Below are 22,763 nucleotides of genomic sequence, written 5' to 3'. Positions count from 1 at the left end.
GCGGGGGCGTTTCTTGCGAGGGATGAGAGAGCCACAGGACGGTCGGAACGACCGTCTGCAAAGGACGCCTATTGTAACCGACGCGACGCGCGCTGCCCCCTGCCGGCCACGCCCGGCGCCGCCCCGTGCGGGCCGCCGAACCGCGTCGCAGGCTCGATCGAGTATCATGCGAGGATGGTCCGCAAATCACATTTCGATCCGCAGCGCGTGCGCGAGGAAATCGCAATCGCGGCGGCACGCCTGATTGCCGAAGACGGCCTGGATTACGCCAGCGCGAAGCGCAAGGCGGCCCGGCAGGTCGTCGGCGAGACTCGTGTTGCCGGCGAATGGCTGCCGGACAACGATCAGATCGAAGAAGAAATCCGCGAATATCAGTCGCTGTTCCAGAGCGACAGCCAGCCGGCGCTGCTGCGGCGCCTGCGCATGATCGCGGTCGACTGGATGGAGCGGCTCGCGCCGTTCAATCCGTATCTGACGGGCGCGGTGCTCGGCGGTACGGCCGGCGAGCATTCGGATGTGCATCTGCAGGTGTTTTGCGACAACCCGAAGGAAGTCGCGATCTACATGCTCAATGCAAACATCCAGTACGACGTGTCGGAAACGCGCCACTTCGCGGGCCGCGGCTACGTGGAGACGCTGAGCTTTCTGTGGCGCCCCGCGGGCGAGCGCAACGCCGAGCCGGTCGGCATCCACGTCGCGCTGTACGAAACCGACGACCTGCGTGGCGCGGTACGCGCCGACGCGCGCGGCCGCACGGCGCGGGCCAATTTGCCGGCGGTGCAGGCGCTGCTCGACGGCGACGAAGTGCCGTCCTTCACCAATTGATCAGACAGAACGGAGCACGATGAACACGAGACGTATGCTGGCGGGCGCGGTCGTTGCGCTGATTGCCGCGGGCGGCGGCGTACTGGCCAATCACTGGCTCAATCGCGGTTCCGACGTCGCGAACGCGGCGCAGGCCGGAGCGCAGCCTGCCACCTCTGCGAGTCCCGTGCAGCAACTGTGGAGCGCGCCGGTCACGAACGTCGACGGCAAACCGCAGTCGCTGAACCTGCTCAAGGGCCACCCGATCGTCGTCAACTTCTGGGCGTCGTGGTGCGCTCCGTGCGTCGAGGAAATGCCGGCGCTGTCGCAGATCCAGCGCGAGTACGCGAAGAAAGGCGTCCAGTTCGTCGGCCTCGGCGTCGACTCGGAAAAGAACATCCAGACCTTCCTGCAGAAGGTCAAGGTCGCGTACCCCGTCTACGTGACCGGCTTCGGCGGCGCCGACCTCGCGCGCGCGTTCGGCAACAATGCGGGCGGTTTGCCGTTTACCGTCGTGATCGACGCAAAAGGCAACATCCGCTCGACAAAATTGGGCCAGATCGACCCGACGGCGCTGCGTCAGACGCTCGACGCGCTGTAAATTCCCCGATTTCCCACGCTGCGCTTTTTGGCATGCGATTCCGTGCAGAACGAGCAAAAATACACGGATAATTCCCGAATTTGAGTGAAGTTGGACCCAAGGCTGCGCCGCGGCCCGCGCCGGCCGTCGCCGCGTACGCGCGCGAAACTAGACAAGTTTCTCTAATCAGCGCTAAAGTGCGCGCAATTCCACGGAAAAAGAAGCGACCATGACGCGACTGCTGGTACTGCACGGACCCAACCTCAATCTTCTCGGCAGCCGGGAACCCGAGGTCTACGGTCGCGTGACCCTGCCGCAGATCGATCAGGCGCTGGTGGACCGCGCAGCCGACGCAGGCGTCGAACTCGCGTCGTTTCAGAGCAATCACGAAGGCGCACTGGTCGACCGCATTCAGGCGGCCCGCACCGAGCAAACCGATTTCATCCTGATCAATCCCGCCGCGTACACACACACGAGCGTGGCCATTCGCGACGCACTGGCGGGGGTCGGCATCCCGTTCGTCGAGATCCATCTGTCGAACGTGCATCGCCGCGAACCGTTCCGGCATCACTCGTATTTCTCCGACCAGGCTGAGGGCGTCATTTGCGGCCTCGGCTGGAAGGGGTATCTGTACGCGCTCGAATTCGCGCTCGACCGGCTCGCGGCCGGGTCGTCGCGCGGCTGAATCCAAACACGTCCAATTTGAGCCGGCTACTGCGACTTGTACACGCCGGCACACTACGCATTGAAAGGGGCAACCTGATGGATCTACGTAAACTCAAAACTCTGATCGACCTCGTCTCGGAGTCCGGTATTTCCGAACTCGAAGTGACCGAGGGCGAAGGCAAGGTCCGCATCGTCAAGAATGCGCCGCCGGTTTACGTCCAACCGTCCGTCTCATACGCCGCACCGCAATTCGCACAACCGGCGCCGTTCGGCGCTGTCGAAGCACCGGCAGCCCCCGCGGGCGCTCCGGCCACGCCGGCCGCCGCCGCGCCGCAGGGTCACGTCGTTACCTCGCCGATGGTCGGCACGTTCTACCGCGCGCCGTCGCCGGGCGCCGATCCGTTCGTGCAGGTCGGTGACACGGTCAAGGAAGGCCAGACCATCTGCATCATCGAAGCGATGAAGCTGCTCAACGAGATCGAGTCGGACAAGTCCGGCGTGGTCAAGGAAATCCTCGTCGAAAACGGCCAGGCGGTCGAATACGGCCAACCGCTGTTCGTGGTCGGCTAACGCGGCACGCACTATTTGCCGCCCGCGCGCCGCTCGTCCCGAGGCGCGCGACCGATCCTCTGCGGCAGCCGGCGTCGTGACCGACCCGGCGCCCATTGATGAGTCGAAAACCCGCTATGTTTGAAAAAATCCTCATTGCCAATCGTGGCGAGATCGCGCTTCGTATCCAGCGCGCCTGCCGCGAGCTCGGCGTCAAGACGGTCGTCGTCTATTCTGAAGCCGACAAGGAAGCCAAGTACGTGAAGCTCGCCGACGAGGCGGTCTGCATCGGCCCGGCACCGTCGAATCTGAGCTATCTGAACATGCCCGCGCTGATCAGCGCGGCCGAAGTCACCGACGCCGAAGCGATCCACCCCGGCTACGGCTTCCTGTCGGAGAACGCCGACTTCGCCGAGCGCGTCGAGCAGTCCGGCTTTACCTTCATCGGCCCGCGTCCGGAAACGATCCGCATGATGGGCGACAAGGTCACGGCCAAGCAGACCATGATCAAGACCGGCGTGCCTTGCGTGCCGGGTTCGGAAGGCGCGCTGCCGGACGATCCGAAGGAGATCGTAAAGATCGCCCGCCAGGTCGGCTATCCGGTCATCATCAAGGCGGCTGGCGGCGGCGGCGGCCGCGGCATGCGCGTGGTCCACACGGAAGCGGCGCTCGTCAACGCGGTCATCATGACCCGCGAGGAAGCCGGCCGCGCGTTCGGCAACCCGCAGGTCTACATGGAGAAATTCCTCGAGAACCCGCGGCACATCGAAATCCAGGTGCTGGCCGACTCGTTCAAGAACGCCGTGTGGCTCGGCGAGCGCGACTGCTCGATGCAACGCCGTCACCAGAAGGTGATCGAGGAAGCGCCGGCGCCGGGCATCGCGCGCCGTCTGATCGACCGCATCGGCGATCGTTGCGCGGACGCGTGCAAGAAGATGGGCTATCTCGGCGCGGGTACCTTCGAGTTCCTGTATGAGAACGGCGAGTTCTACTTCATCGAGATGAACACGCGCGTGCAGGTCGAGCATCCGGTGACCGAACTGATCACCGGTGTCGACATCGTGCAGGAACAGATCCGCATCGCGGCCGGCGAGAAGCTCACGTTCCGTCAGCGCGACATCCAGTTCCGCGGCCATGCGATCGAATGCCGGATCAACGCCGAAGATCCGTTCAAGTTCACGCCGTCACCGGGACGCCTGACCTCGTGGCATATGCCGGGCGGTCCCGGCATCCGCGTCGATTCGCACGCCTACAATGGTTATTTCGTGCCGCCGAACTACGATTCGATGATCGGCAAGCTGATCGCTTACGGCGCCACGCGCGAACAGGCGATCATGCGGATGCGCATCGCGCTGTCGGAAATGGTGGTCGAAGGTATTCAGACCAACATCCCGCTGCACCGTGAGCTGATGCTCGACGCGAAGTTCGTCGAAGGCGGCACCAGCATCCACTACCTCGAAAACCGGCTGGCCGCGCGTCAGCAGGTCGCGGAAGAAGCGTAAGTCATGAGCTATCGGGAACTGGTTGCCGAACTGGCGCGCGAGCACGCGGAGGAGTTGTCCGACGCGCTGCTCGAGCTGGGCGCGCTGTCGGTGTCGGTCGAAGACGCCGACGCCGACACGCCCGACGAGCAGCCGCTGTTCGGCGAGCCCGGCCTCACGCCGGATCGCACGGCATGGCAGCATTCGCGCGTGATCGCGCTGCTCGCGCCGGAACACGATCCGGCCGTGCTGCTGACCGCCGCGGCCAACGAGATCGGACTCGATGCCGCGCCGGCATATACCGTGCGCGAGGTCGAGGAGCAGGACTGGGTGCGGCTCACGCAGTCGCAGTTCGATCCGATCCAGATCGGCGAGCGCATCTGGGTCGTGCCGTCGTGGCACGATGCGCCGGACCCCGAGGCGCTCGTGCTCGAACTCGATCCGGGTCTCGCGTTCGGCACCGGCAGCCACCCCACCACGCGTCTGTGCATGGAGTGGATCGAGCAGTCGATCAAGCCCGGCCAGTCCGTGCTCGACTACGGCTGCGGCTCGGGCATCCTCGCGATTCTCGCGAAGAAGTGCGGCGCCGATCCGGTGATCGGCATCGATATCGATCCGCAGGCGGTCGAATCGGCGCGTCACAATAGCGAACGCAATCACGCCGAAGTCACCTATGGCCTGCCCGACGCCTGTCCGGCCGGCGAATTCGACGTCGTGGTCGCGAACATTCTCTCCAATCCGCTCAAGCTGATGGCGTCGATGCTGTCGTCGAAGGTGAAGCCGGGCGGCCACATCGCGCTGTCGGGCATTCTCGCCCGCCAGGCCGAGGAGGTCGCGCAGGTCTACGCGCGCTGGATCGATATCAGCGTGTGGCGCGAACATGAAGGTTGGGTGTGCCTCGCCGGAACGCGCCGCGAAAGCAATTAGAATAAGGCGTATTGTCAACCTAACGGCCTCAGGCTTAACGGCTCGATATGCACCTGGCGACGCGTTGCCCCTTCTGCGAAACTGTCTTCCTTCTGCAACCGGCGCAGCTTGCGCAGCGCCGCGGCCTCGTGCGGTGCGGGCATTGTCAGGAAGTCTTCGACGCGTCGAGCAGTCTGTTCGACGTCTCCGAAGGCGGCGATTTTTCCACGGCCAAACCGGTTGCCGCCGCGGCGGCAATCGAAGCGCTGTCGGGTGTGCGGCAACCCAACCCGGACTTCAGCGGGGTCGCGTGGGACCCATGGGCGCCGGCTTCGGAACAAGACTCCACCAGCATTTCCCGCAGCACGCTCGATGCCCGTTTGCGCGACCACGCGAGCAGCGTGCCGCTCGCGCCGCTGCCGCTTGGCGGCAACGAGCACGCACCCGTCACATCGGGCACTCCTCGCCAGGCGACCGAACCGGAATTGCGCGCCGGCGCTTTCACGGCACCGCTACCCGCGGACGATGAGCCGACGCTGGCCGACGCGCCGCTCGAACCCTTCGCCTATCCCGCCGACAACGCGGTCGATGAACCACCTGTTGTCCCGCCCACCGCGCCTGCTCCCCCACCGCGAGTCGAAGACGAAGCGCCGCGCGTCTGGCACAAGATCGAACGCCCGGAGCCGTCCACGCTCGATGAACCGGCGCTGCGCGAACCAGCAAGTCTGCATGGCATGCCCGACAACGAGCCGCACTTCGGCCCGGTCGGTGGGGGCGTGGGCGGCTTCGGCGCCGCCGCAGGCATGGCTGCCGCAGGTGCTTCGGGCGGCGGCGGTCCCGGCGGCCCGCGCCCGCCGGGCGGTCCGTCGCTCGCCCCATCGAGCGGCGAGCCATTCTCGGTTAATCCGCCCGTCAGCGATGGCGACGATCCGTTCCCGGTCGTGCGCGAAACCCGCCCGGTGGACGCCGGACGCGTCGGCTGGATCGTCGCCGGTGTGGTGCTCGCCGCGCTGCTCGTCATTGCGCTGCTCGCGCAACTCGCGTGGTGGCAACGCGAGACCGTGATGGTCAACCTGCCGCGCTCGCAGATCCTGTACGCGCAGGCCTGCGCGCATCTCGGCTGTCAGCTGACGCCGCCGCACGATATCGAAGGCCTGCTGGTCGAGCCCTCCGATCTGCGGCAGATCGACGGCCCGCACAAGCTCGAGTTGAAGATGCCGCTGCACAACCGCCTGAACATCGCGCTCGCCTACCCCGCGATCGAACTCACGCTGCTCGACGATCAGAACAACGTCGCCGTGCGGCGCGTGCTGTGGCCGCAGGATTACGTGCCGCCCGGCACCGTGATCGCGTCCGGCCTGCCCGCGCACGCGACGCAGACGATGATCGTGCACCTCGACACCGGCAGCGCGATTGCCTCCAATTTTCGCGTACAGATTTTTTATCCGTAACGCACCCTCGCGCGCCCGCTCCCGAGCGGGCGCATCATTGTCATCACTGACGCCCTTTTCGGAGCACAACACATGAGTCAAGTCACGCTGGGTGGCAACCCGATCGAAGTAAGCGGCACGTTCCCGTCGGTCGGCCAGCAGGCCGCCGCATTCTCGCTGATCGGCCGAGACCTGAAGCCGCTGACGCTCGCCGACTTCGCCGGCAAGCGCAAGGTGCTCAACATCGTCCCGAGTCTCGACACGCCGACCTGCGCGACGTCGACGCGCAAGTTCAACGAAGCCGCCGCGAAGCTCAGCAACACGGCCGTCATCGTCGTGTCGGGCGACCTGCCGTTCGCGGCGTCGCGCTTCTGCACGACCGAGGGCATCGAGAACGTGGTGACCGCGTCGACGTTCCGCGGCCATGAGTTCGCGCAAGCGTACGGCGTCGACGTGACGAGCGGTCCGCTGACCGGCCTGACCGCGCGCGCGGTCGTCGTGCTCGACGAAAACGACAAGGTCGTGCACGCCGAGCTGGTCGGCGAGATCAAGAACGAGCCGAACTACGACGCAGCGCTAGCCGCGCTGAAGTAAGCCCTCTCGCGCGTGAACCACGGCGCCGCGCCTCGCGCGCGGCGCTGTCGGCGCGGCGCGTCTCTTCCCACCGCTTTCATACAGGAACGCTCGCCTTGGCTACGCTCATCTGCGGCTCGCTCGCGTACGACAACATCATGACCTTCGAAGGCCGCTTTCGGGAGCACATCCTGCCGGAGCAGGTCCACATCCTGAACGTAAGCTTTCTCGTGCCGACCATGCGTCGCGAGTTCGGCGGCTGCGCGGGCAACATCGCCTATGCGCTGAATCTGCTCGGCGGCGACGCACGCATCATGGGCGCGATCGGCGCCGTCGACGCACAGCTCTATCTGGACCGGCTCGCGCAGCTCGGCCTGTCGACGGAAAACGTGCTCGTCGTGCCCGACACCTACTCGGCGCAGGCGATGATCACGACCGACCTCGAGAACAACCAGATCACCGCTTTCCATCCGGGCGCGATGATGCAGTCGCATCAGAACCGCGCCGACGAAGTGGCGGGCCTGACGCTCGGCATCGTCGCGCCGGACGGCTACGACGGCATGGTCCAGCACTCCGAACAGCTTGCCGCCGCAGGCGTGCCGTTCATCTTCGATCCGGGCCAGGGCTTGCCGCTGTTCGACGGCGAGACGCTGCGGCGCATCATTGAACTTGCTACTTATGTAGCGGTCAACGATTACGAAGCCGCGCTGGTGAGCAACAAGACCGGCTGGTCGATCGAACAGATCGCCGGCAAGGTCGACGCGCTGATCATCACGCTCGGCGAGAAGGGTGCGCAGATCCATCACGGCGGCGGTATCGAAGAGATTCCGGCGGTCACGGCCAGGCAGGTGCTCGATCCCACCGGCTGCGGCGACGCGTTTCGCGGCGGCTTGCTCTACGGTATCGAGAAGGGTCTCGGGTGGGCCACGACCGGCCGTCTCGCCAGCCTGATGGGCGCACTGAAGATCGAGCATCAAGGCCCGCAAAACTACGCGCCCAGTCGGGCGGAAATCAACGAGCGGTTCAAGCAGGCCTTCGGATACGACCTGCACTGATATCGCGTGCTATGGGAGTTTGGGAATGAGAGCATCGAGTCGCCTGATCGTCGTCACCTTGTTCGCCGGTTCGCTGGCCATGTCGGGGTGTGCGGTCAACAGCAGCTCTCCCGACGTTTTCACCGCCTCGCAGGCGCAGCGTGAACAGACGGTTCGCATGGCCACGGTGGAGAGCGTGCGCGCGGTGCGGATCAGCACGAACGACGGTCAGCCGATCGGCATCGGCGCACTCGGTGGCGGGGCGCTCGGCGCGCTAGCCGGCAGCACGATCGGCGGCGGACGTGGCTCGGTCGCGACGGGTATCGTCGGCGGTATCGGCGGTGCGGTCGCCGGCAATGCAATCGAAAACCGCGTCGCCATGCGCGACGGTATCGAAATCACCGTGCGCCTCGACAACGGCGACATGCGCGCCGTCACCCAAACTGCTACCGGCGAAATCTTCCGCGCAGGCGATCGCGTGAGGCTGCTGTCGAGCGGCGGCGTCACGCGCGTCACACACTAAGCGCACCTCCCGCGCGGCGGCGCGTAGTTCAGCGCCGCGACGACGACTTCACACGCATGGGTCCTCACGGGTCCATGCGTGTTTTTACTTTTCGGGACGACGGGCAAAAAAAACCCGCCACCGACACACCGGTAACGGGTCATTGACCGGGTGGCGCCCGCAAGAAATCGAGCACGACCCGGTCATCCGACACATCGTACGATGTGTCGACTTACTGCTACTGCTTACGGACGGCTGCCCGTCGGGAACGGCCATGCCGCTGCCGGGTTCAGCGCGGTCTTCACCGTCGCCGCCGGTGCGCTCGAGACAGCAGGCGCAGCGGGAGCAGGCGCGGCCTTCTTGGCGACAGCCTTCTTCGCAGGGGCAGCCTTCTTCGCAGGCGCAGCGGCCTTCTTCGCGGCAGCCTTCTTGGCAGGTGCAGCTTTCTTGGCTGCAGCCTTTTTGGCAGGCGCCGCCTTCTTGGCAGCGGCCTTCTTCGCCGGTGCTGCCTTCTTCGCTGCGGCCTTCTTCGCCGGTGCTGCCTTCTTCGCTGCGACCTTCTTCGCTGCAACCTTCTTCACCGCGGCTTTCTTCGCCGGTGCTGCCTTCTTCGCCGCGACCTTCTTGGCTGCAACCTTCTTCGCCGCGACCTTCTTCACTGCGGCTTTCTTCGCCGGTGCTGCCTTCTTCGCCGCGACCTTCTTCGCTGCAACCTTCTTCGCTGCAACCTTCTTCGCAGCGACCTTCTTCACTGCGACCTTCTTCGCGGCGACCTTCTTCGCGGCGACCTTCTTGGCCGGAGCAGCCTTCTTAGCCGGAGCAGCCTTCTTTGCTGCGGTCTTCTTTGCTGCGGGCTTCTTGGCCGCGGCCTTCTTTGCAGTTGCCATCATTTTCTCCTTCAGGTTTTCAGATGAGGTCAGTTCAAACTACACCCTTCGTCAAAACCCGCTTCCCGCGGACGCTTCTCAGGGCGCGCGCTACGAAGCGGGCTATTCATCGGCGTACGCAGGTGCGGCGCGCTTACGCTAATGAATGCGGTAAGGCGCGCCGTGCCCGAAGGCACCGCGCGCCAAATCTGGTCGGCGTCGCAAGGCGACGCCGGCAATTGCTTGATCGGGCCGCCGGCAACGACGCCAGCGGCTTTTTCCGGGGGGAAGTTTGCCCATCCCACTGAAGGGTCCGCAAAGTGCCTGTCATGTTTGTGGGCCGTCAAGGCACCGGGCACGCTTTGCATCAGGCCGTTCTGCTCCTAACCCGGGGCGCCGCGGCCACAGGCGGCGGCATCCCCATCAATGAATACATCCGCGATACGAATCCCGGCTTACTCCCAGGAAAGCGCACCGCCAGTCTGATATTCGATCACTCGCGTCTCGAAGAAATTGCGTTCCTTCTTCAGGTCGATCATCTCGCTCATCCACGGGAACGGGTTTTCCTCGTTCGGGTACAGCGGATCGAGACCGATCTGCTGGCAACGGCGGTTGCAGATGAAGCGCAGATAGCTCTTGAACATCGACGCGTTGAGGCCGAGCACGCCGCGCGGCATCGTATCTTCGGCGTAGCGGTATTCGAGCTCGACCGCCTGCTGGAAGATCACGCGAATTTCGGCGCGGAATTCGGCCGTCCACAGGTGCGGGTTTTCGAGTTTGATCTGATTGATCAGGTCGATGCCGAAGTTGCAGTGCATCGACTCGTCACGCAGGATGTACTGGTACTGCTCTGCCGCGCCGGTCATCTTGTTCTGGCGGCCGAGCGCCAGGATTTGCGTAAAGCCGACGTAGAAGAACAGGCCTTCCATCACACAGGCGAACACGATCAGCGAGCGCAGCAGCGTCTGGTCTGCTTCGAGCGTACCGGTCTTGAAGGCCGGGTCGGTCAGCACGTGGATGTACGGAATCAGGAATTCGTCTTTCGCGCGGATCGACGGGACCTCGTGATACGCGTTGAAGATTTCGCCCTCGTCCAGACCGAGCGACTCGACGATGTACTGGTAAGCGTGCGTGTGGATCGCCTCTTCGAACGCCTGGCGCAGCAGGAACTGGCGGCATTCGGGCGCCGTGATGTGGCGGTAGGTGCCCAGCACGATGTTGTTGGCGGCGAGGGAATCTGCCGTCACGAAGAAACCCAGGTTGCGCTTGACGACACGGCGCTCGTCTTCGGTCAGCCCGTTCGGGTCTTTCCACAGGGCGATGTCGCGCGACATGTTCACTTCCTGCGGCATCCAGTGGTTGGCGCAACCCGCCAGATACTTTTCCCAAGCCCACTTGTACTTGAACGGCACCAACTGATTGACGTCAGTCTGGCCGTTGATGATGCGCTTGTCGGCGACATTGACGCGCGCTTCAGAAGCGGCCGCCGCGTTGGCAACCGCGTTGCCAATATGAGCGACGGGAGCGACAGCGACGTCGTTCGCGAAGACTTCTTGAGCGGAGGGAGCATGCGGAGCGGAACGCGTTCCGATTTGCGAATCAACAGCCGACCCCGCAGCGTTGCGCAACACGTTCGGTTGCGTCGCGCTCGAGGGAGTTACGGCAGTGATCTCGTCATCCCAGTTGAGCATAAATGTCACCATCAATTTAGAACGGTTTGTACCATCTTTTCACGAGCGATAAAAGAGTTCACTCGCGAAAATTCCTGTTTTCGATTCGCGTTGCTACGTTCATACAACACTTTGTTCGACATGCTGCGTGTGACCCATCCAGTGACGCGTGATGAACGCGAGTTGAACATGTGTTGCCGAGGTCCTTCGCGAACTCGAAGAGCAACGTTTCGACACGACGTTTCGTTGCTCTATCTATATGTATTGCGCAGTGCGTTCACGGCATCCGCCGACTGATCGATGGACTGATCGATGGATTGATCGATGCCGCACGAGCCGCGCATCGCGAGAGTCGGCGGTGAGCCGTGTCGAGCGTGTTGCGTCAGCGTTGGCGGTCGAGGTGCGATGCCATGTCGAGCGATCGTCTGGTGTTGCCAACGGCTGGGTTGCTTCATTGCATCGACGAGCGATGAGACTTCGATACTGCTCACCGCTCGTCGACCTGCTTTCTACTTCATCGACGGGGCGCGTCGCTCACCGCCTGCGGATCACCACCTACGACCCTCGCGTGCAGTTAGCAAGCATCGCTCCCGCTGCTTGCCAATCTTTACTGGCAAGCCTCGCACTCGTCGAAGCCAGGATCGCCCGGACGCATCATGCAGACCGGACCATCCGCTTCGGGTGCCGCGTCGAGCGCGACCGCGGCAGTCGCTGCGACCGCTGCAGCAGTCTGGAAGCCGCCGCCCACACCACCCGCCGCGCCGCCGCCCACGCCGAAGCCGCCTGCCGCGCCGCCTGCGCCACCCGAGCCGTCATGACCCGAGCTCACCGCGTTCAGCGCGCCGTGCGCGACCGTCGACTTCTCGACGTGCGTCGCCGCCATCGTGCGCAGGTAGTAGGTGGTCTTCAGTCCGCGCAGCCATGCGAGCTTGTAGATCTCGTCGAGCTTCTTGCCCGATGCGCCCGCCATGTAGATGTTCAGCGACTGCGCCTGGTCGATCCACTTCTGACGACGCGAAGCCGACTCGACGAGCCACACCGGATCGACTTCGAACGCGGTCGCGTAGATCGCGCGCAGGTCGGCCGGGATGCGGTCGATGCGCGACAGCGTGCCGTCGAAGTACTTCAGGTCGGCGACCATCACTTCGTCCCACAGGCCGCGCGCCTTCAGGTCGCGCACCAGGTAGTCGTTGACCACCGTGAACTCGCCCGACAGGTTCGACTTCACGTACAGGTTCTGATAGGTCGGCTCGATGCACGCCGACACGCCGATGATGTTCGAGATCGTCGCGGTCGGCGCGATCGCCACGCAGTTCGAGTTGCGCATGCCGTAGGTCGAGATACGCGAGCGCAGCGCGGGCCAGTCCATCGACTCGCTCGAATCGACCTCGACATAACCGCCGCGCGCCTCGGCGAGCAGCGCCACCGAATCCTGCGGGAGGATGCCGCGATCCCACAGCGAACCGCGGTAGCTCGAGTAGCGGCCGCGCTGTTCGGCAAGCTCGGTCGACGCGTAGTACGCGTAGTAGCAAACCGCTTCCATCGAGCGATCGGCGAACTCGACCGCTTCCTGCGACGCGTACGGCGTGCGCAGCACGTGCAGGCAGTCCTGGAAGCCCATGATGCCGAGGCCGACCGGACGGTGCTTGAGGTTCGAGTTACGCGCCTTGGCGACCGCGTAGTAGTTGATGTCGATCACGTTGTCGAGCATGCGCATCGCGACGCTGACCGTGCGCTTCAGCTTGTCGTGGTCGAGCGCGAGCGTGCCGTCGGCCTGCTCCTTCAGGTGCGCGACGAGGTTCACCGAGCCGAGGTTGCAGACGGCGATTTCGGCGTCGCTCGTGTTCAGCGTGATTTCCGTGCATAGGTTCGACGAATGGACGACGCCGACGTGCTGCTGCGGCGAGCGCACGTTGCACGGATCCTTGAACGTGATCCACGGATGGCCGGTTTCGAACAGCATGCCCAGCATCTTGCGCCACAGTTGCGCCGCCGGGATCTTCTTGAACAGCTTGATCTCGCCGCGGGCGACCTTGTCTTCGTAAGCCGTGTAAGCCGTTTCGAACTCGGCGCCGAACTTGTCGTGCAGGTCCGGGCAGGTGGACGGCGAGAACAGCGTCCAGTCGCCGCCTTCCATCACGCGCTTCATGAACAGGTCGGGAATCCAGTTCGCGGTGTTCATGTCGTGCGTGCGACGACGGTCGTCGCCGGTGTTCTTGCGCAGCTCGAGGAATTCCTCGATGTCGAGGTGCCACGATTCGAGGTACGCGCACACCGCGCCCTTGCGCTTGCCGCCCTGGTTCACGGCGACCGCCGTGTCGTTGACGACCTTCAGGAACGGCACCACGCCCTGCGACTTGCCGTTGGTGCCCTTGATGTGCGAGCCGAGCGCGCGCACACGCGTCCAGTCGTTGCCGAGGCCGCCGGCGAACTTCGACAGCAGCGCGTTTTCCTTCAGCGCTTCGTAGATGCCGTCGAGGTCGTCGTCGACCGTGGTCAGGTAGCAAGACGACAGTTGCGAGCGGCGCGTGCCGGAGTTGAACAGCGTCGGCGTCGAACTCATGAAGTCGAAGCTCGACAGCACGTTGTAGAACTCGATCGCGCGCGCTTCGCGGTCGATCTCGTTCAGCGACAGACCCATCGCGACACGCATAAAGAATGCCTGGGGCATTTCGATACGCACGTTGTCGTGATGCAGGAAGTAGCGGTCGTACAGCGTCTGCAGACCGAGGTAGCCGAACTGCAGGTCGCGGTTCGCGTCGAGCGCGGCCCCGAGGCGCTTCAGGTCGAACTGCAGCAGCTTGTCGTCGAGCAGCTCGGCTTGCACGCCGCGCTTGATGAACTGCGGGAAGTACTCGGCGTAGCGCTCGCCCATCTCGGCTTGCGTGACTTCCTCTTCGAGAATCTCGCGGCGGATCGTATGCAGCAGGATGCGCGCGGTGACCTGGCTGTAGGCCGGGTCCTTTTCGATCATCGTACGGGCAGCGAGGATCGCCGAGTCGTACACCTGGCTCATCGGCACGCCGTCGTACAGGTTCTTCACCGTTTCCGCGACGATCGGCTCGGCGCTTACGGCGTCGCCGAGGTTCGCGCACGCGGACTCGATGATGCCGCGCAGCGCAGCCATGTCCAGCGCACGCGTGATGCCGTTGTCGGTCACGTTCAGGCCCGGGGTGCTAGCGCCTTCCGCTGCCTGACCTTCATGAGCGTCATGCGCGCGCGCCTGGTTGCGCTTCTCGCGATACAGCACGTAAGCACGCGCGACGTTGTGTTCGCCGCCGCGCATCAGCGCGAGTTCGACCTGATCCTGAATGTCTTCGATATGGAACGTGCCGCCATTCGGACGGCTGCGTACCAGCGCGCGCACCACGTTCTGCGTGAGTTGCTCGACCAGTTCGCGCACCCGTGCCGACGCCGCGCCCTGACCACCATTGACGGCGAGGAACGCCTTCGTCACGGCGATCGCGATTTTCGACGGCTCGAACGACACCACGCTGCCGTTGCGGCGGATCACCTTGTAGTCGGCGTAATTCGCTTGCGCCGCGAGTGCCTGCGCGCCTTGGGTCTGGCCGAAGGCCTGGCCAGTCGGTGAGCCCTCGTAACGGGTCGTCACGTTGTCGGTGGTTTGCATGTGCAAAGCTCCTGGTCTTGGAAATATTGCGGCGAGTGCCGCGGATTAAATCGAACGCCGCGCCGCCGCGTGCGATGAGGTGCAGGAAGGCCGGCTACGCCGGTTGGCGGGATGCAACTGCGAGGAAGCCTGGTTCGATTTGATGACGGTCTTCATCGGGTCGGTCGCGATCACTGGCTGGTCCTTTCCTGAATGCTTCTGGATGCGGCCGGAGATCCCCTACCGGCTGCGCCCCAGGAATTTTTTTCGCTGTCTGGAATGCTTGCGGCGCCAGGCGTCGGGGAGCGGGACGCCGCAGACTTATCCACTCTTATTCACTCGGTTATGCACATGGTTATTCACAGCACAACACAAGATATAGTGCGAAACTCAGTTGTTGGCACCAAGTATAGTGGAGTTTCGAGACAGGTCAAAAGGTTTTATTTGCGCTCGCAGTCTTGACTTTTGCTTCACGCGGCGCGCAGAAGCTCCCCGGAGAAGCAGGCTGCGCCTCGTTCTCCGTGGATCACGCAAGATCGTGCGAAGGGGTTACCGCGTTTCGCAAAACTTGAGATAGGGGAAATACCGCCCGTCGAGCAACGTGTCGCGCTGCAGTCGCGGCCACTCGAAATACGGACCGGGATCGGTCTTGCGACCGGGTGCGATGTCGGAGTGGCCGGCAAGCGCGTCGATCGGATAGCGTGCCTTCAGTGCTCTGACGAGCGCGGCGAGCGTGCGGTATTGCGCCGCTTCGAAGGCGGTGGTGTCGCTGCCTTCGAGCTCGATGCCGATCGAGAAATCATTGCAGCGCTCGCGGCCGAAAAAATTCGACGGCCCCGCGTGCCACGCGCGCTCGTTGCACGACACGAACTGCTCGAGTGCGCCATCGCGATGAATCACGAAATGCGCGGACACGCGCACGCCGCGCAGATGCGTGTCGTAGTACGGGTGAGTGTTGCAGTCGAGCGCGTTCTGGAACAGCTCGGCAATCGCGGTGCCGCCGAACTGGTTCGGCGGCAGGCTGATGTTGTGAACGACGATCAGCGTCGGCAGCGCGCCTTGCGGCCGCGCTTCGAAGTTTGGCGAGGCAAGCTTGCGTGCGGCAGGAACCCAACCGTCGGCATCGACGGTGTACGCGCCGCTCATCGGGCGTCGCGGCCGCTCGGACGCGCGCCGTGGCGCTGCGCGTGCGCGGCGCAGCAGAACGCATGCCCCGCGACGCTGACCGAGTCGCTCTTCGGTGCGTGCACGCCGCACTCGACGCAGCGGATCATCGGCTCGGCAAGCTGCGGCTGTTGCCCATTCGAAGAACGCGCGCCGCCATTCGCGGTGCCGGCAGCGTTGGCACCGCCGGCACCGGTGCGTTGCGCGGACTGCGCGTCGTGGCGGCGCAGCGCCTTCACGAGCCATTGACCGACGATGAACAGCAGAATCAGCAAAAAGATTTGTCGCATGGGGACACTCACACCACGGGCCGGTGCAACAGCACCTCGAAAACAAAACGGCTGCCGACGTACGCGAGCAACAGCGCGACGAACGAGGCCAGCACCCAGCGCAATGCCGCACGGCCGCGCCAGCCGGACACCTTGCGCGCGGTCAGCAGCGCGCCGAACATCACCCACGAAAGAATCGCGAACACGGTCTTGTGATCGAGCCGCAACGCGCGGTCGATCAGCTGCTCGCTGAACAGGATGCCCGACAGCAGCGTCAGCGTGAGCAGCACGAAGCCGGCGCCGATCAGACGGAACAGCAGCTTCTCGAGCGTGAGCAGCGGCGGCAGCGCGTCGAGCCAACTCGACCACCAGCCATTGTCCGCCGCCGCGTGCCTTTGCGCGAGACCACCGCGCATCGAATGCAGACGCCGCTCGACCGCCAGCATCAGCACCGCGTGCAGCGCCGCGATCGCGAACAGACCGTATGCGATATTCGCAATCAGGAAGTGCAGCTTGAACATCGGCGCGGCCGCATACGGCAGCACGCGCACGCCGCCGAACGCGAGCGGCAGCAGCGACGCGACGCACGCGAGTGGCAATACCAGCAGGCGCAGTCCGTCGAGCGGGAAAAAGAAACTCTCGATCCAGTAGATGCCGGCGCCGAGCCAGAACATCGCCGACAGCGCGAACGCGAAGCCGAACACCATCGCGTTCTGCGGGAAGATCGTGCTATGCAGCAGCACGCCGTGAGCGAGCAGCGCGACGAACAGCAGCGCGCGCCCGGGCGCGCTCATGCCGGAGGCCACCAGAGCGCCCGCGTTGGCGGCATGACCGGGCAGCGGCGGCACGCTCTCGAGCAGCGGCCGCACGGCCGCGTGCCGGTGCGAGCGCCAGCCGGCCACGGCAAGACCGCCATAGAGAAGCGCGGTGAGGGCATACAGTACAATATCCATATTCGAAGTTTACACTAGGGCCCTACTCCGCGACGTCTTGCGCTTCGCGCGCTGCGCGGGCCCCACCGTTCATCGCTCCCCATGCTCGACAATCTGACTCAACGGATGGCGCGCGTCGTCAAGACGCTGCGCGGCGAAGCCCGGCTCACCGAGGCGAACACCCAGGAAATGCTGCGCGAGGTGCGTCTCGCACTGCTCGAGGCCGACGTGGCGCTGCCCGTCGTGCGCGAGTTCATCGCGAAGGTCAAGGAGAAGGCGCTCGGCGAGGAAGTGATCTCCAGCCTGTCGCCGGGTCAGGCGCTCGTCGGCGTCGTGCAGCGCGAACTGACCGCGGTGATCGGCGGCGATTACGAAGGCAAGGCCTCCGAGCTCAATCTCGCCGTCGCGCCGCCCGCGATCATCCTGATGGCGGGTCTGCAGGGCGCCGGCAAAACGACTACGGTCGGCAAGCTCGCCAAGCTGCTGCGCGAGAAGTACAAGAAGAAGGTGCTGACCGTTTCGTGCGACGTCTATCGTCCCGCCGCCATCGCGCAGCTGAAAACGGTGACCGAGCAGGTCGGCGCGGACTTCTTCCCGTCGGAGCTGAACCAGAAGCCGGTCGACATTGCCCGCGCCGCGCTCGACTGGGCCAAGCGCCACTATCACGACGTGCTGCTCGTCGACACGGCCGGCCGTCTCGGTATCGACGAGGTGATGATGAACGAAATCACCGCGCTGCACGCCGAGCTGAAGCCGGCGGAAACGCTGTTCGTCGTCGACGCGATGCTCGGCCAGGACGCGGTCAACACCGCGAAGGCGTTCAGCGACGCGCTGCCGCTCACCGGCGTCGTGCTCACCAAGCTCGACGGTGATTCGCGCGGTGGCGCGGCGCTCTCGGTGCGTCACGTGACGGGCAAGCCGGTCAAGTTCGTGGGTGTCGCCGAAAAACTCGACGGCCTCGAAGTGTTCCACCCGGACCGCATGGCGAGCCGGATTCTCGGCATGGGCGACATTCTCGCGCTGGTGGAGGAAGCGCAGCGCGGCGTCGACGTGCAGGCCGCGCAGAAGCTCGCCGACAAGGTCAAGAAAGGCGGCGACTTCGACCTCAACGATTTCCGCGCTCAGCTCACGCAAATGAAGGGCATGGGCGGCCTGTCGTCGCTGATGGACAAGCTGCCCGCGCAGTTTCAGCAAGCCGCGGCCGGCGCCGACATGAGTCAGGCCGAGAAGCAGATGCGCCGCATGGAAGGCATCATCAACTCGATGACGCCGGCCGAGCGCGCCAAGCCCGAACTGATCAAGGCGACCCGCAAGCGCCGCATCGCCGCGGGTGCGGGCGTGCAGGTGCAGGAAGTCAACCGCATGCTGAACCAGTACGAACAGATGCGCACGATGATGAAGAAGCTCAAGGGCGGCAACCTGCAGAAGATGATGCGCGGCATGAAGGGCATGATGCCCGGCATGCGCTAAGCTTGATGGGACCGGCGCGCGCTCGCGCCGAGTGCGGATGACTTCGGCATCGTGCGGGTTTATTCTGTAGCGCATTGCGCCGTCCCTCGCGGGAACGTCCCTCGGGACGTTGCCACTCACACTATGTATACAGTTACCGTCCGTCAGACGTCATGAACCGCGAAGAAGCCCTCCATATTTTTCAACACTCCGAAGAGATAGTTTCGGCCTCGGACGTCACTGCGTCGATCGCCCGCATGGCGGCTGCCATCCGCGACGAGATGAGCGAGGACTTCCCGCTCGTGCTGTCGGTGATGGGCGGCGCCGCGGTATTCACCGGCATGCTGCTGCCGCACCTCGATTTCCCGCTCGAGTTCGACTACATCCACCTGACGCGCTACCGCAATACGACGAAGGGCAGCAACGAGATGCAATGGCGCGTCGCGCCGGCCGAGTCGGTCAAGGATCGCGTGGTGCTCGTGCTCGACGACATCCTCGACGAAGGCGAGACGATGGCCGCAATCCGCGATCGCATCCTCGCGATGGGCGCAAAGCGCTTCCTGTCCGCGGTGCTGTGCGAGAAGATCATTCCGAAGGCGAAACCGCTGCGCCCCGATTACTGCGGCTTCGAAGTGCCGGACCGGTACGTGTTCGGCTGCGGGATGGATGCGAAGGGCTACTGGCGCAACCTGCCGACCATTCGGGCGTTGACCGAGGGAGCGTGAGCGGGGCATCCGCCCCGCCCCACCGGCGAAAAAAAAGCAGCCTGCCTGGCTGCTTTTTTATGGCTGCGACGGTGGCAATGCGCGCACCGGCTCGCGTTTCACAGCTTGTGCACGAAAGAGCGGATTCCACCGAGCATCATCTCGACTGAAATCGCGACGAGCACGAGCCCCATCAGCCGCTCGAACGCCGCCATCACACGTTCACCGAGCCACGCCTGAATGCGCTCGGCGAGCATCAGCACGATCGCACAGATGATCATCGTGACGGTCAGCGCGCCGACCCACTCGACCGTTTTGCCCGGCGCCTGCGAGGTCAGCAGCATGACCGTCGCCAACGCCGACGGACCCGCTAGCGCAGGAATCGCGAGCGGCACGATCAGTGGCTCGCCGCCGCGCGCGTCGCCGCCGAACGGACCGTCCGGATGCGGAAACACCATACGCAGCGCAATCAGAAACAGCACGATGCCGCCGCCGATCCGCAACGACTGGTCGCTGAGGCTCATCATGCGCAGAAAGCTCTGCCCGAGCATCATGAACACCAGCAGGATCGCAAACGCGATCGCGACCTCGCGCAGGATCACGACCGTGCGACGCTCCGGCGCCACACCGCGCAGACAGCTGACGAAGATCGGGATGTTGCCGAGCGGATCGGTGATCAGGATCAGCAGCACCGTCGCGGACAGGAAGGTGTACTCCACCGCCCGCTCCGCTTAGTTCGCCAGCGCCGCGCGCACTTTGCCGATCACGGTCTGCGCGGCGTCCGCGACCGGCAGCAGCGTCGCTTCGGCCTCGCGACGGCCCTGATACTCGATCTTGCCGTCCTTCAGACCACGGTCGCCGATCACCAGTCGATGCGGCACGCCGATCAGTTCCCAGTCGGCGAACATCACGCCCGGCCGCTCGCCGCGATCGTCGAGGATCACGTCGATACCGGCCGCGACGAGTTCCGCGTACAGCTTGTCGGCCTGCTCACGCACCGCGTCGCTGCGGTCATAGCCCATCGGGCACAGCACGACTTCGAACGGCGCAATCGACTCCGGCCAGATGATGCCCTTGTCGTCGAAATTCTGTTCGATCGCGGCGCCGAGAATCCGCGTGACGCCGATGCCGTAGCAGCCCATTTCCATCGGCCGAGGCTTTCCGGTTTCGTCGAGACAGGCCGCGTTCATCGCTTCGGAATACTTGGTGCCGAGCTGGAACACGTGGCCCACTTCGATGCCGCGGCAGATGTCGAGCACGCCCCTGCCGTCCGGCGACGGATCGCCCTTCTTCACATTGCGGATGTCGGCGACGACCGGCTCCGGCAGGTCGCGGCCCCAGTTCACGCCGGTGGTGTGATAGTCGACGTCGTTCGAGCCGACCACGAAGTCGCTCATGTTCGCGACCGTGCGGTCCGCGATCACCTTGACCGGCTTCTTCGTGTTGATCGGACCGAGATAGCCCGGCGGTGTGCCGAACGTCTCGACGATCTCGGCCTCGGTCGCCATGCGGAAATTACCGAGGCCCGGGAGCTTGGCCGCCTTGATCTCGTTCAGATCATGATCGCCGCGCAGCATCAGCAGCCAGATCGTCGGCTCGGCGCCTTCGTTCTCGGTGGCGAGCACGACCGACTTGATCGTGCGTTCGAGCGGAATGTTCAGCAGTTCGGCAACCGCCTCGCACTTCGCCTTGCCGGGCGTCGCGGTCTTCTTCATCTCTTCTGCCGGCGCCGCGCGCTCTGCGATCAGCGGTAGCGCTTCGGCCGCCTCGACGTTCGCGGCGAAATCGGAGGTCGGGCAATACGCGATGTCGTCTTCGCCGGTGTCGGCGATCACATGGAACTCATGCGAGCCGCTGCCGCCGATCGAGCCGTTGTCGGCCGCCACCGCGCGGAAGTCCAGACCGAGGCGCGTGAAGATGCGCACGTACGCGTCGTACATCTTGCGATACGACTCGCGCAGACCCTGCGCGTCCTTGTCGAACGAGTACGCGTCTTTCATGATGAACTCGCGGCCGCGCATCACGCCGAAACGCGGACGGATCTCGTCGCGGAACTTCGTCTGGATCTGATAGAAGTTGACCGGCAGTTGGCGATAGCTCTTGATCTGGTTGCGCGCGATGTCGGTGACGACTTCCTCGTGCGTCGGGCCCATCACGAAATCGGCCTGCTTGCGGTCTTTGAAGCGCAGCAGCTCGGGACCGTACTTCTCCCAGCGCCCCGATTCCTGCCACAGTTCGGCCGGCTGCACGGCCGGCATCAACAGCTCGATGGCGCCCGCCCGGTTCATTTCCTCGCGCACGATCGCTTCCACCTTGCGGATCGAACGCAGGCCGACCGGCAGGTAGTTATAGATACCGCCCGCGACGCGACGGATCATGCCCGCGCGCACCATGAGCTTGTGGCTGATGATTTCGGCGTCGGCGGGCGCTTCTTTGAGAGTGCCGATAAAGAAACGGGAAGCTTTCATTCAAGGTGTCCAAAAGCGGCGGCTTCCGGTAGGACCGCCAGAAAAGGGGAAAATGAGGGAAATCGACACAGATCCGCGGCGAAGCCGGAAGGGTTCGCCCGACTGGCGGCGCCCTGCCCCCGTGCGGCGCCGAAACCGCCGCGCAAAGCTTCTCTCACAAGGGATAGGCACGGAAAACCGACAGGCTACCGCAAACCCGGGCCTGTTGCGGCGAATCGCTCCATTCTGATGCGATTCGGTGCGTAGGGTCCGTTATCTGTTTATAATCAAAGCAATTTTAAAGGATTCGAAGGTGGTTGTATGCTGGATCGTGAAGGCTTTCGCCCGAACGTCGGCATCATCCTCTTGAACGCGCACAACGAGGTGTTTTGGGGCAAACGACTCCGTGAACATTCCTGGCAGTTTCCGCAAGGGGGCATCAAATATGGTGAGACCCCCGTGCAAGCGATGTATCGGGAGTTACACGAAGAGACCGGGCTGCTTCCTGAGCACGTCAAGGTGATCGGTCGCACGCGCGACTGGTTGCGTTATGAGGTGCCTGACAAGTTCATCAAGCGCGAAGTACGCGGTCATTACCGCGGCCAGAAACAAATCTGGTTTTTGCTCCGGATGGTAGGACGCGACTGCGACATCTGTTTGCGCGCCACCGACCACCCTGAGTTCGATGCGTGGCGTTGGAACGAGTATTGGGTGCCGCTCGACTGTGTGATCGAGTTCAAGCGGGATGTGTATCAGTTGGCGCTAACGGAGCTGTCCCGTTTCATGCGCCGGCCTGCGCCGCGTGCGGAAAAACCTGGCGGGCATCATGGGTCGCGTTATCCCCGGATAGCGTCGTCGATGCAAAGCCCGCCGGATTCCACGGTAAGCACGGTGGTCACCACCGTCACGACCGTAACTTCGGTCAGCGTCGAAACTTCGACGCACGTGCTGGTCGCGCCGGATTGCGGTCCCGGCTCACCGGATGCCAACATGAGATCGGATGATGAGCGCGAAACGGCCGAAGCCGACGAGGCCGTCGCCCCGTTAGTACGACGAGGCGTGCGCGATTAACCATTCCAGGCGGCGGCTCGCGCCGCCTCTCTCTGGCGCGGCTTTCGAGCCGCGTC

General features: G+C 64.2%; 22 protein-coding genes. 13 read left to right on the top strand and 9 right to left on the bottom strand.

From position 1 onward, the window contains the following. The first annotated feature begins 174 nt into the window (after positions 1-174). From OKW35_RS29155 to OKW35_RS29110, 10 genes are all read left to right on the top strand, one after another. Entirely contained in the window at positions 175-825 is a 651-nt protein-coding gene (locus tag OKW35_RS29155; RefSeq protein ID WP_090801898.1) for a UDP-N-acetylmuramate--alanine ligase, read from the top strand. A 19-nt stretch (positions 826-844) separates the two neighbouring features. Further along, on the top strand, positions 845-1,405 hold the full coding sequence (locus tag OKW35_RS29150; protein ID WP_429490241.1) for a TlpA family protein disulfide reductase: 561 nt from the start codon (positions 845-847) through the stop codon (positions 1,403-1,405). A gap of 208 nt (positions 1,406-1,613) precedes the next feature. Next, positions 1,614-2,069: a type II 3-dehydroquinate dehydratase gene (aroQ, locus tag OKW35_RS29145; protein ID WP_184058517.1), complete on the top strand. Its 456-nt coding sequence runs from the start codon at positions 1,614-1,616 to the stop codon at positions 2,067-2,069. A 77-nt stretch (positions 2,070-2,146) separates the two neighbouring features. Continuing rightward, the gene (gene accB, locus OKW35_RS29140; protein WP_184058519.1) at positions 2,147-2,620 is read left to right on the top strand and encodes an acetyl-CoA carboxylase biotin carboxyl carrier protein; all 474 of its coding nucleotides are present in this window, start codon (positions 2,147-2,149) and stop codon (positions 2,618-2,620) included. 116 nt (positions 2,621-2,736) lie between these two features. Beyond that, positions 2,737-4,101 (top strand): acetyl-CoA carboxylase biotin carboxylase subunit, encoded by a 1,365-nt coding sequence (gene accC, locus OKW35_RS29135; RefSeq protein ID WP_090801904.1) that lies wholly within the window; start codon positions 2,737-2,739, stop codon positions 4,099-4,101. A gap of 3 nt (positions 4,102-4,104) precedes the next feature. Continuing rightward, complete coding sequence (prmA, locus tag OKW35_RS29130; RefSeq protein WP_184058521.1) at positions 4,105-5,007, top strand: 50S ribosomal protein L11 methyltransferase; 903 nt, start codon at positions 4,105-4,107, stop codon at positions 5,005-5,007. 47 nt (positions 5,008-5,054) lie between these two features. Next, a complete protein-coding gene (locus tag OKW35_RS29125; protein WP_429553894.1) occupies positions 5,055-6,437 on the top strand; it encodes a zinc-ribbon and DUF3426 domain-containing protein in 1,383 nt (460 codons plus the stop codon). Positions 6,438-6,509: 72 nt separating this feature from the next. After that, positions 6,510-7,010 (top strand): thiol peroxidase, encoded by a 501-nt coding sequence (gene tpx, locus OKW35_RS29120; protein ID WP_090801909.1) that lies wholly within the window; start codon positions 6,510-6,512, stop codon positions 7,008-7,010. Between the two features lie 95 nt (positions 7,011-7,105). After that, positions 7,106-8,044 carry a carbohydrate kinase family protein gene (locus OKW35_RS29115; protein ID WP_090801910.1) on the top strand — a complete coding sequence of 313 codons (939 nt, stop codon included), beginning with the start codon at positions 7,106-7,108 and terminating at the stop codon, positions 8,042-8,044. A gap of 25 nt (positions 8,045-8,069) precedes the next feature. Then, positions 8,070-8,546, top strand: coding sequence for a hypothetical protein (locus tag OKW35_RS29110; protein ID WP_429553893.1), 477 nt, complete (start codon positions 8,070-8,072; stop codon positions 8,544-8,546). Positions 8,547-8,770: 224 nt separating this feature from the next. On the opposite strand, the gene OKW35_RS29105 is transcribed toward OKW35_RS29110, so the two are convergent. From OKW35_RS29105 to OKW35_RS29075, 7 genes are all read right to left on the bottom strand, one after another. Continuing rightward, positions 8,771-9,412, bottom strand: coding sequence for a histone H1-like DNA-binding protein (locus OKW35_RS29105; RefSeq protein ID WP_429356170.1), 642 nt, complete (start codon positions 9,410-9,412; stop codon positions 8,771-8,773). Positions 9,413-9,441: 29 nt separating this feature from the next. Next, the gene (locus OKW35_RS29100; RefSeq protein ID WP_084754174.1) at positions 9,442-9,759 is read right to left on the bottom strand and encodes a hypothetical protein; all 318 of its coding nucleotides are present in this window, start codon (positions 9,757-9,759) and stop codon (positions 9,442-9,444) included. Positions 9,760-9,846: 87 nt separating this feature from the next. Next, positions 9,847-11,082: a ribonucleotide-diphosphate reductase subunit beta gene (locus OKW35_RS29095; RefSeq protein WP_429553892.1), complete on the bottom strand. Its 1,236-nt coding sequence runs from the start codon at positions 11,080-11,082 to the stop codon at positions 9,847-9,849. A gap of 586 nt (positions 11,083-11,668) precedes the next feature. After that, the gene (locus OKW35_RS29090) at positions 11,669-14,692 is read right to left on the bottom strand and encodes a ribonucleoside-diphosphate reductase subunit alpha (protein WP_429553891.1); all 3,024 of its coding nucleotides are present in this window, start codon (positions 14,690-14,692) and stop codon (positions 11,669-11,671) included. 528 nt (positions 14,693-15,220) lie between these two features. Continuing rightward, entirely contained in the window at positions 15,221-15,817 is a 597-nt protein-coding gene (gene ampD, locus OKW35_RS29085; protein WP_429408275.1) for a 1,6-anhydro-N-acetylmuramyl-L-alanine amidase AmpD, read from the bottom strand. Next, entirely contained in the window at positions 15,814-16,125 is a 312-nt protein-coding gene (locus OKW35_RS29080) for a PP0621 family protein (RefSeq protein ID WP_429408273.1), read from the bottom strand. Before OKW35_RS29080 ends, ampD begins: the two co-directional genes overlap by 4 nt. A gap of 8 nt (positions 16,126-16,133) precedes the next feature. Then, complete coding sequence (locus OKW35_RS29075) at positions 16,134-17,057, bottom strand: cytochrome C assembly family protein (protein ID WP_090801919.1); 924 nt, start codon at positions 17,055-17,057, stop codon at positions 16,134-16,136. Between the two features lie 81 nt (positions 17,058-17,138). Between OKW35_RS29075 and ffh the strand changes: the two genes are divergently transcribed. Then, positions 17,139-18,506 carry a signal recognition particle protein gene (gene ffh / locus OKW35_RS29070; protein WP_090801921.1) on the top strand — a complete coding sequence of 456 codons (1,368 nt, stop codon included), beginning with the start codon at positions 17,139-17,141 and terminating at the stop codon, positions 18,504-18,506. 152 nt (positions 18,507-18,658) lie between these two features. Further along, complete coding sequence (locus tag OKW35_RS29065; protein ID WP_008923084.1) at positions 18,659-19,210, top strand: hypoxanthine-guanine phosphoribosyltransferase; 552 nt, start codon at positions 18,659-18,661, stop codon at positions 19,208-19,210. Between the two features lie 98 nt (positions 19,211-19,308). On the opposite strand, the gene OKW35_RS29060 is transcribed toward OKW35_RS29065, so the two are convergent. Both OKW35_RS29060 and OKW35_RS29055 read right to left on the bottom strand, forming a co-directional pair. Further along, the gene (locus OKW35_RS29060) at positions 19,309-19,908 is read right to left on the bottom strand and encodes a MarC family protein (protein ID WP_184058540.1); all 600 of its coding nucleotides are present in this window, start codon (positions 19,906-19,908) and stop codon (positions 19,309-19,311) included. Between the two features lie 12 nt (positions 19,909-19,920). Continuing rightward, positions 19,921-21,657, bottom strand: a complete 1,737-nt coding sequence (locus tag OKW35_RS29055; protein ID WP_090801925.1) for a proline--tRNA ligase — start codon at positions 21,655-21,657, stop codon at positions 19,921-19,923. A gap of 300 nt (positions 21,658-21,957) precedes the next feature. Between OKW35_RS29055 and OKW35_RS29050 the strand changes: the two genes are divergently transcribed. Then, positions 21,958-22,707, top strand: coding sequence for an RNA pyrophosphohydrolase (locus tag OKW35_RS29050; RefSeq protein ID WP_429553890.1), 750 nt, complete (start codon positions 21,958-21,960; stop codon positions 22,705-22,707). The last annotated feature ends 56 nt before the right edge of the window (positions 22,708-22,763 follow it).

Origin of the sequence: Paraburkholderia sp. MM5477-R1, from assembly GCF_050436385.1 — a bacterium.
Taxonomy (GTDB): domain Bacteria; phylum Pseudomonadota; class Gammaproteobacteria; order Burkholderiales; family Burkholderiaceae; genus Paraburkholderia; species Paraburkholderia tuberum.
Note: the sequence above shows the minus strand (reverse complement) of the source record. Positions and strands in the feature narration are given on the sequence as shown.